The sequence below is a fragment of the Bacillus sp. M6-12 genome (assembly GCF_002860285.1).
Classification (GTDB): Bacteria; Bacillota; Bacilli; order Bacillales; family DSM-1321; genus Peribacillus.
In genome coordinates this window covers 58,962-67,657 of record NZ_PGVF01000035.1, presented here as the reverse complement: position 1 = coordinate 67,657, position 8,696 = coordinate 58,962, and the positions used below count along the sequence as shown (strand labels likewise).

8 protein-coding genes and 13 tRNA genes are annotated in these 8,696 nt (G+C 41.6%); 20 read left to right on the top strand and 1 reads right to left on the bottom strand.

What is annotated here, in order from left to right:
- The first annotated feature begins 40 nt into the window (after nt 1-40).
- The 14 genes from CVD28_RS27065 (at nt 41) to selA (ending at nt 3,208) form a co-directional block, all read left to right on the top strand.
- Nucleotides 41-117: transfer RNA gene (locus CVD28_RS27065), tRNA-Met, on the top strand.
- Nucleotides 118-125: 8 nt separating this feature from the next.
- Nucleotides 126-218 (top strand) — tRNA-Ser (locus tag CVD28_RS27060).
- A gap of 324 nt (nt 219-542) precedes the next feature.
- Nucleotides 543-616 (top strand) — tRNA-Met (locus CVD28_RS27055).
- A gap of 5 nt (nt 617-621) precedes the next feature.
- Nucleotides 622-697 (top strand) — tRNA-Asp (locus tag CVD28_RS27050).
- Nucleotides 698-704: 7 nt separating this feature from the next.
- A tRNA-Phe gene (locus CVD28_RS27045) sits at nt 705-780 on the top strand.
- A 26-nt stretch (nt 781-806) separates the two neighbouring features.
- Nucleotides 807-890: transfer RNA gene (locus CVD28_RS27040), tRNA-Tyr, on the top strand.
- Nucleotides 891-900: 10 nt separating this feature from the next.
- Nucleotides 901-974 (top strand) — tRNA-Trp (locus tag CVD28_RS27035).
- A gap of 6 nt (nt 975-980) precedes the next feature.
- Nucleotides 981-1,056, top strand: a tRNA-His gene (locus CVD28_RS27030).
- A gap of 15 nt (nt 1,057-1,071) precedes the next feature.
- Nucleotides 1,072-1,146: transfer RNA gene (locus CVD28_RS27025), tRNA-Gln, on the top strand.
- A gap of 22 nt (nt 1,147-1,168) precedes the next feature.
- Nucleotides 1,169-1,250: transfer RNA gene (locus CVD28_RS27020), tRNA-Leu, on the top strand.
- A gap of 17 nt (nt 1,251-1,267) precedes the next feature.
- Nucleotides 1,268-1,341 (top strand) — tRNA-Gly (locus CVD28_RS27015).
- A 4-nt stretch (nt 1,342-1,345) separates the two neighbouring features.
- Nucleotides 1,346-1,422: transfer RNA gene (locus CVD28_RS27010), tRNA-Ile, on the top strand.
- An 11-nt stretch (nt 1,423-1,433) separates the two neighbouring features.
- Nucleotides 1,434-1,508: transfer RNA gene (locus CVD28_RS27005), tRNA-Asn, on the top strand.
- Nucleotides 1,509-1,789: 281 nt separating this feature from the next.
- Nucleotides 1,790-3,208, top strand: coding sequence for an L-seryl-tRNA(Sec) selenium transferase (selA, locus tag CVD28_RS27000; RefSeq protein WP_308315130.1), 1,419 nt, complete (start codon nt 1,790-1,792; stop codon nt 3,206-3,208).
- Nucleotides 3,209-3,280: 72 nt separating this feature from the next.
- Here selA and CVD28_RS26995 read toward each other — a convergent pair whose 3' ends face one another.
- Nucleotides 3,281-3,421 carry a small acid-soluble spore protein P gene (locus CVD28_RS26995; protein ID WP_101597752.1) on the bottom strand — a complete coding sequence of 47 codons (141 nt, stop codon included), beginning with the start codon at nt 3,419-3,421 and terminating at the stop codon, nt 3,281-3,283.
- Nucleotides 3,422-3,540: 119 nt separating this feature from the next.
- On the opposite strand from CVD28_RS26995, the gene CVD28_RS26990 reads away from it, so the two are divergent.
- From CVD28_RS26990 to tlp, 6 genes are all read left to right on the top strand, one after another.
- Complete coding sequence (locus CVD28_RS26990) at nt 3,541-3,798, top strand: hypothetical protein (protein ID WP_101597751.1); 258 nt, start codon at nt 3,541-3,543, stop codon at nt 3,796-3,798.
- A gap of 454 nt (nt 3,799-4,252) precedes the next feature.
- On the top strand, nt 4,253-6,979 hold the full coding sequence (gene acnA, locus CVD28_RS26985; protein WP_180954333.1) for an aconitate hydratase AcnA: 2,727 nt from the start codon (nt 4,253-4,255) through the stop codon (nt 6,977-6,979).
- A 152-nt stretch (nt 6,980-7,131) separates the two neighbouring features.
- Entirely contained in the window at nt 7,132-7,641 is a 510-nt protein-coding gene (locus CVD28_RS26980; RefSeq protein WP_101597750.1) for a TlpA disulfide reductase family protein, read from the top strand.
- Nucleotides 7,642-7,801: 160 nt separating this feature from the next.
- Nucleotides 7,802-7,930 carry an FbpB family small basic protein gene (locus tag CVD28_RS26975; protein WP_101597749.1) on the top strand — a complete coding sequence of 43 codons (129 nt, stop codon included), beginning with the start codon at nt 7,802-7,804 and terminating at the stop codon, nt 7,928-7,930.
- A 69-nt stretch (nt 7,931-7,999) separates the two neighbouring features.
- Nucleotides 8,000-8,143: an acid-soluble spore protein N gene (locus CVD28_RS26970; RefSeq protein WP_101597748.1), complete on the top strand. Its 144-nt coding sequence runs from the start codon at nt 8,000-8,002 to the stop codon at nt 8,141-8,143.
- 194 nt (nt 8,144-8,337) lie between these two features.
- On the top strand, nt 8,338-8,571 hold the full coding sequence (gene tlp, locus CVD28_RS26965; RefSeq protein ID WP_101597747.1) for a small acid-soluble spore protein Tlp: 234 nt from the start codon (nt 8,338-8,340) through the stop codon (nt 8,569-8,571).
- The last annotated feature ends 125 nt before the right edge of the window (nt 8,572-8,696 follow it).

Here is an 8,696-nt window from a genome sequence, read left to right as displayed (position 1 = left end):
GATCCCGCTAGGCTCCACCATTTTTTTATATCTATATTATGGCGGTGTAGCTCAGCTGGCTAGAGCATTCGGTTCATACCCGAAAGGTCGTGGGTTCGACTCCCTCCGCCGCTACCAATTTATTTGGAGGTATACCCAAGTCCGGCTGAAGGGATCGGTCTTGAAAACCGACAGGGGCGTAACAGCTCGCGGGGGTTCGAATCCCTCTACCTCCTCCATAATTTTATACATTCTTTATTGTCGCGGGGTGGAGCAACGAGCAATACTTCACTGAAAAGTCTGCGAGTTGTACCGATCGAGTTGCAGCTTGAGTTAGCTTCCTGAGATCGGGACAGTCAAAGCCAAAAGGAAACGGAAGCTAAAACATGTTGCATAAATAAATTAATATAATTTTTATTATCGCGGGGTGGAGCAACGAGCATTACTTCACTGAAAAACCTGCGAGTTGTACCGATCGAGCTGCTGCTTGATTTAGCTTCCTGAGATCGGGACAGTCAAAGAAAAAACATGTAGCATAAACAAATTAATATAATTTTTATTATCGCGGGGTGGAGCAGTCTGGTAGCTCGTCGGGCTCATAACCCGAAGGTCGCAGGTTCAAATCCTGTCCCCGCAATCAGTGGTCCCGTGGTGTAGCGGTTAACATGCCTGCCTGTCACGCAGGAGATCGCGGGTTCGATTCCCGTCGGGACCGCCATTTATTTGGCTTGGTAGCTCAGTCGGTAGAGCAAAGGACTGAAAATCCTTGTGTCGGCGGTTCGATTCCGTCCCAAGCCACCATTACCTTTAATATCCCTAAGAAGTATGGAGGGGTAGCGAAGTGGCTAAACGCGGCGGACTGTAAATCCGCTCCTTCGGGTTCGGCAGTTCGAATCTGCCCCCCTCCACCACTCATTTTACAGGGGTATAGTTTAAAGGTAGAACAGAGGTCTCCAAAACCTCCGGTGTGGGTTCGATTCCTACTACCCCTGCCAATCATGGCGGTTGTGGCGAAGTGGTTAACGCATCGGATTGTGGTTCCGACATTCGTGGGTTCGATTCCCATCAGCCGCCCCATTTAACTCAATTTATTGGGCTATAGCCAAGCGGTAAGGCAACGGACTTTGACTCCGTCATGCGTTGGTTCGAATCCAGCTAGCCCAGCCATTTTCTTGTTGTATCTTAGTTTGCCGGTGTGGCGGAATTGGCAGACGCGCACGACTCAAAATCGTGTTCCGCAAGGAGTGTCGGTTCGACCCCGACCACCGGTATTAGCTTTAAATTATACGCGGGTGTAGTTTAATGGTAAAACCTCAGCCTTCCAAGCTGATGTCGTGAGTTCGATTCTCATCACCCGCTCCAATATGGGCCTATAGCTCAGCTGGTTAGAGCGCACGCCTGATAAGCGTGAGGTCGATGGTTCGAGTCCATTTAGGCCCACCATATACAATTGTTCCGCAGTAGCTCAGTGGTAGAGCATTCGGCTGTTAACCGAACGGTCGTAGGTTCGAGTCCTACCTGCGGAGCCATTTTTTTGAAATGGTATTGAAGGGGAAAAATTCTGCTGTCAATTTACTGAATAACATTAACTAAATTGCGGAGAAGATTACCTGTTAAACCATAAATGCGAATTAAATTATACTCCAAGACAGCTAATTAATTGGCTGTCTTTTTATATGGTCAATTCATTGTTTAGCTTGAGATAGGCCTTGTTCATAATGGAAAGACTTCTTTAGAATCGCTAGAAATAACATTGAAACCCGCACTTCTAAAAATGATATAATGGAAAAATAGTACATACCGCAATGGAGTGAATAAATTGAAGGAATTTCTTCGAAAAATACCACCAATGCATGAATTGCAAAAAAATAAAAAGTTTATCGCCATTATGGAATCAGAAAATTTAGATGAAAAAGCACTGACTGAACTATTAAAAAATAAATTAAGCGAGATTCGGTCTTTAATAGCGAAAGATAAATGGGAGGGGAGCGAACCTGGGTCGTCAGACTTTGCAGAGAAGCTTTTTTCCGATTTTGAAAAGGATATCAAACAACAATTCAATTACCAGCTGAAAAGAGTTATTAATGCAACAGGCACGGTCCTGCACACCAACCTGGGGCGTTCGAGGTTAAGTGAGGAAGCGATCAAGCATGTTATCGAAACGGCCAGAAGTTATTCAAACCTTGAATACAAGCTGGATGAAGGCGAAAGAGGATCCCGCCATAACCATGTTGAAGAATGGATTACACGGATCACCGGGGCGGAGGCTGCCATGGTTGTGAATAATAATGCTGCAGCTGTTTTTTTAGTGCTCCGGGCTCTCGCCAAAGACAAGGAAGTGATTGTCTCAAGAGGACAGCTGGTTGAAATCGGCGGTTCTTTTAGAGTTTCTTCCATCATGGAGGAGAGCGGGGCAAAGCTTGTAGAAATTGGAACGACCAATAAGACCCATTTATATGATTATAAAAATGCTATTAACCCTGAAACAGCGATGATTATGAAGGTGCATACTTCCAACTTTAAGACAATTGGATTTACTGAGAGTGTTGAATCTGAGGCTTTAATTAAGCTGAAAAAAGATGAAGAGGGGATTTTATTTTATGAAGATTTAGGAAGCGGTGTTCTCTATGACCTGAAAAAAGAGGGAGTAGGTGAAGAGCCCTTTGTAAGTGAAATAATTCAAGAAGGTGCAGACCTGGTTTCATTTAGCGGTGATAAGCTACTGGGAGGTCCGCAAGCAGGTATTATTGCAGGTAAGAAAAAATATATTGAAATTCTGAAAAAACATCAGCTTGCAAGAGTATTGCGGGTTGATAAAATGACTTTGGCCGCTTTGGAAGGGACACTATCAGTGTATCTTAAGGGCAATTATGCAAGAGAAAGTATTCCGACAGTGAGAGACATACTGCAAAGTAAGGAGCTTTTGGAAAAGCGTGCTGATTTTCTATTTACCGGTATTCAGGGATTAGAAAAAGGATTTATAATTGAAATAATAAATGATACCTCTGCCATTGGCGGGGGGACAATGCCTGGTGTGGAGATTCCGACAATTGCGGTTGCTGTCCGGCACCCCGGCTTATCTGCAGTAACGATCCATACACGGCTGCGTAAAGCAGTGCTCCCGGTAATTGCCAGAATTAAAAATGATATGGTAATTCTCGATACACGGACTGTTACAGATGAAGAAGCTGCAGAAATTATTACTATCTTTGACAAAATTTTTAATTAATTTTCCATTAGAAAACCTTGTCTGCGTTATCAGACAAGGTTTTCTATTTAATGAGAACCTGCAAAAAAACAGTTACATTGTATTACTTCGATTGTTATTTTGCCGCGAGTGGTTACGGTTTTTAACCTTATGGGACCCGCTCAGAGGAGCAGGCTGTGATGAATTATGACCTTTTGAAGGTTTATTGTGTACATCCTTACCATTGATTTGCATGTAATCCCTCCTCTGTATTCTTAACATGGGCGGTTTACTTTGCCTTTATTCACTCTGTATAAATAAAGATAAAATGCAGCAAGCTAACGATATTAAATGGAGTAAGGAGCTGAACATAAATGCCATACCATAAAAATAAACAGCAGGCTTTCCAGGCAGCGCAACAGGGGGTTAAGCAGGCTTTGGATGCTTCAGAAATAGATGAACACGATGCTGGCTATGGCTCAGAATTAAACCATCTTAAACAAGAAGTAAATGATGCATATCAGCAAATTGAAAATGCACTGGAAACTGCTTCTGAGCATCAGCGCAGTCAGCTTGAACAGTTTCGGGATGATTTGGAGTCTATCGTAATTGATGTAAATGAGGAACAGTAACCCAATTTCTTATTACTTTTATACCAAAAGCAAGAAGGAAGCTTTTGTAATTTAATATTTCCACCACTCGGCAGTTGCCGGGTTTTTTTATGCTTTTTATCTTATTAAAAACTTTTTCGCTATAATAACAATAAGAGTTACCCTGAAAAATAAAAAAACATCCGTATAGAAAAATTGCATGGGAAAGGGGAGTCACGTATTAAATTCAATTTTATAATAAGAAAAACTTATAAAAAACAATAACTTTCTTGTTATTTACTTATAGTTGACATTGTATTACTATTAATTTGTGAGGAAAGCTCGGAGAAGATTCAAACTTTTCGACAAAATGGAGCAATTTCTTTATATTAATGTAAGGGCATGGTTTTGTATGTTTCGTAGATTCATATTAGCCACGTTTTTACTTTTCATTGCCGGGAACTATTTCCGACTGATCAAGAGGGGGAGAATTTGAATGGCAAAAGATGTTATCGCTAAAAATGATGTTTACCAGGCTCGCGATTTTTTTGAGGCGAATGGTAAACGCTATCACTACTACAAATTAGATGCTTTAGAAAAAGCAGGTTTAGGCAAAGTATCCACATTACCTTATTCCATCAGAGTATTGCTAGAGGCCGTGCTTCGTCAGGTAGACGGCAAAGTAATCACAAAAGAACATGTTGAGAATTTGGCAAAATGGGGCACGCCTGGTGTACAGGAAATCGATGTTCCTTTTAAACCATCACGAGTAATCCTGCAGGACTTTACAGGTGTGCCGGCAGTTGTTGACCTAGCATCACTTAGAAATGCTATGGCTGCCCTTGGCGGAGACCCGGATAAAATTAATCCAGACATTCCTGTAGATCTTGTAATTGACCATTCTGTCCAGGTAGATAAAGCTGGAACACCTGATTCATTGGCAGTAAACATGGATCTTGAGTTCGAGCGTAATACAGAGCGTTACCAGTTCTTGAGCTGGGCTCAAAAATCTTTCAACAACTATCGTGCGGTTCCGCCTGCAACTGGTATTGTCCACCAGGTAAACCTTGAATATCTAGCCAATGTTGTTCATTCAGTTGAAACACCAACCGGCGATGTAGAAGTATTCCCAGATACTGTTTTCGGTACAGATTCACATACAACTATGATCAATGGTATTGGTGTTCTTGGCTGGGGCGTTGGTGGTATCGAAGCAGAAGCAGGTATGCTTGGCCAGCCTTCATACTTCCCGGTCCCTGAAGTTATTGGGGTTAAATTGACTGGTGAAATCCCGAACGGCACAACAGCTACTGACCTTGCACTGAAAGTAACTCAAGTTCTTCGCAGTAAAGGTGTAGTTGGCAAATTTGTAGAATTTTTTGGTCCAGGGGTTGCTCTTCTTCCGCTTGCAGACCGTGCAACAATTGCCAATATGGCTCCTGAATACGGCGCAACATGCGGATTCTTCCCGGTTGATGAGGAAGCAATCAACTACCTTCGCCTGACTGGCCGTGATGCTGAGCAAATTACTGTTGTTGAAGAATACAGCAAATCAAACGGATTATTCTACACACCTGATTTAGAAGATCCAACATATACAGATGTAGTAGAAATAAACCTCTCTGAAATCGAGCCGAACCTTTCTGGACCTAAGCGCCCTCAGGATTTAATTCCGCTATCTCAAATGAAGGCAGCTTTTAATACTGCGCTAACTTCTCCTATGGGCAACCAGGGCTTCGGTCTAAATGCTCAGGAGATTGACAAAGAAGTATCCGTTAAATTTGCGGATGGCCATGAGACAACTATGAAAACTGGTGCGATTGCTATTGCTGCCATCACCAGCTGTACAAATACATCCAATCCTTATGTTATGCTTGGTGCAGGACTAGTTGCTAAAAAGGCCGTTGAAAAAGGACTTACAGTACCAGGTTATGTTAAAACCTCTTTAGCACCGGGTTCAAAAGTAGTATCAGGATATCTGCGTGATTCCGGCCTGCTTCCTTATATGGAACAGCTTGGATTTAACCTTGTTGGATATGGCTGTACTACCTGTATCGGAAACTCAGGACCATTGGCGGATGAAATTGAGGCAGCTGTTGCTAATGCAGACCTGCTTGTAACATCTGTACTTTCAGGAAATCGTAACTTTGAAGGACGTATTCACCCATTGGTGAAAGCTAACTATCTTGCTTCACCGCCGCTGGTTGTTGCGTACGCTCTTGCGGGAACTGTTGATTTTGACCTTCAAAACGACTCACTTGGAAAAGACAAAGACGGCAATGATGTTTATTTGAATGACATCTGGCCAACTACTGAAGAAGTTAATCAAGTGGTACAGCAGACCGTTACACCAGACTTGTTCCGCAAAGAATATGAAACAGTTTTCAATGACAATGCCCGCTGGAATGAAATCCAAACAAGCAATGAGGCGTTATATAAGTTTGATAGTAACTCAACTTATATCCAAAACCCTCCATTCTTTGAAGGTTTATCTCCGGATCCAGGTGAAGTCAATGCACTTACAGGACTGCGTGTAGTCGGCAAATTCGGTGATTCCGTAACAACTGACCACATTTCTCCGGCCGGAGCTATCGGCAAAAACACTCCTGCTGGCAGATACTTGCTTGAAAACGGTGTTGAGCCGCGTGATTTCAACTCTTATGGATCCCGCCGCGGTAACCATGAAGTGATGATGCGCGGAACTTTCGCGAATATCCGTATCCGTAACCAAATTGCACCAGGTACTGAAGGCGGCGTAACAACTTACTGGCCTACTGGTGAAGTAATGGCGATTTACGATGCATGCATGAAGTACAAAGCAGACGGTACAGGACTTGCTGTACTTGCTGGCAAGGACTACGGAATGGGTAGTTCCCGTGACTGGGCTGCAAAAGGTACTAACCTGCTTGGCATTAAGACGGTTATCGCTGAAAGCTTTGAACGGATCCACCGCTCTAACCTTGTGTTAATGGGTGTGCTTCCTCTACAATTTAAAGCAGGCGAAAGCGCTGAAACACTTGGATTGACTGGTAAAGAATCAATCGATGTAAAAATTTCAGAAAACGTAAAGCCGCGTGATATCGTTACTGTTACTGCAACTGATGAGCAAGGCACCAAAAAAGAGTTCGAAGTTCTTGTGCGTTTCGACAGTGAAATTGAAATTGATTACTATCGTCATGGCGGTATCCTGCAAATGGTATTGCGTGACAAACTAAAAGCATAAGCTTTTAAACAGAAAAAGCAAACTCCGATTAGGGGTTTGCTTTTTCATATTGGGGAAAGATATACGGTACAAAATGTAACATTAAATACTTTTGTATTTGAATTATTTATACGCTACAATTTAGACAGGCAATTTTTGTAGGAGGATTTATTATGATCAAAAAAATAATTGCTTCTGTTGTGCTTTTTCTTTTGATTTCGGTAGCAATTGTACAAGCAATGGAAAAGAACAAAGTAAATGATAACCTGCCAGGTCTTAAAATTGGGGTAAAAGCACCTGATCTTCAGCTATCCGACCTGGATGGCAATACAGTAAAGCTGTCAGCCTTAAAAGGCAAGAAGGTAATGCTCAACTTTTGGGCTACCTGGTGCCCGCCGTGTAAAGAAGAAATGCCGGCAATGCAGAAATTTTATAAACAAACGAATTCAGATGAAGTTATTCTTTCAGTCAATATAGACCCGGAAAATGATGTAAAAGGGTTTGCTCAGAAGACGGGAATAACTTTTCCTATCGTTCTTGACCAAGGAGGAAAAGTACAGAAATCATACCAGGTGATTAGTATTCCTACTACTTATTTTATTGATTCAAAAGGGATTATACGAGAAAAGTTTATTGGGGCGATGACTAAGGAAGAAATGGAATCAAAAATGGGAAACTTATAACAATTTTTCAAGAAAAGCCCTATGACCTAGGGTTTTTCGTTTTTTTTGAACCAAATCGGTTACAAATTAAGTAAAATAAAAAAAGTGTAACAGTAATGTCATAATTTTTTGTCAACTTGGGGATAATAAAGAGTATTATAAGATTAAGAAGGTGAAAACAATGAAAAAAAGGAAGCGCACTTTTGAAGAACTTGTAACAGAAAATAAACGCGAGCTTTTACAAGATGCAAAATTAATGGAAAAAATTGAAGACCGCCTCGAAAAAAGGCACTTGCAAAAAGCTGAATAATTGTATCAAAATTTACTACTTATGCGATTCTCCCTCTGGTAAAGACTAAAGGTCAGGGGGGATGAAGCAATGGGAAATCCAAAACGAAATCCAAAACCTTTTGTACCGAATCATATTGGAACACAGCCGCGGGCAGCCGGAGGAAATAAAGGAAAACAAATGCAAGATAAAACAGGCCGTCAGCCTCAAGTAATTCAGACAAAAGGTGAATAAAATTTCTCATACTGTTGTACATGAAAATATCATAAGCAGCTACGCAAAGGTCCTTCCTTTATATTAGGGGAGGGCCTTTTCATCAGAAATTGTTTACATAACATTATTATTTTCAATAACTTATATTACCTTGGGTGAAAGCGGTTTAGCAGCGGAAAATAAGAACCTACCATGAGTTTGAAGGAGGTTTAATAATGGCAAATCTGACACCAAAGCCAGATAATCGTTTGGATAATGTAGAAAAGCTTCAGGAAATGGTTCAAAATACAATTGTTAATATAGAGGAAGCTCAAGAATCCATGGCATTCAGCAATCCAGAGCAACGGGAGAAAATAGAAGCCAAAAACCGCCGGCGGGAGGAAAGTATTGAAAGCTTACGACAGGAAATCCGGGACGAGTCAGAAGCACGCGAAAACGGCTACCGTTAATAATCGGGTTCCTGGAGTAGAAACACTAATTATATTTAGGCCGGGGTTTCCCCGGCTTTTCCTATCTGATGTTCCAAGAAGCCATGCTTACCTAAGTATGTTAAAATAACAGGATAAACAAAGGA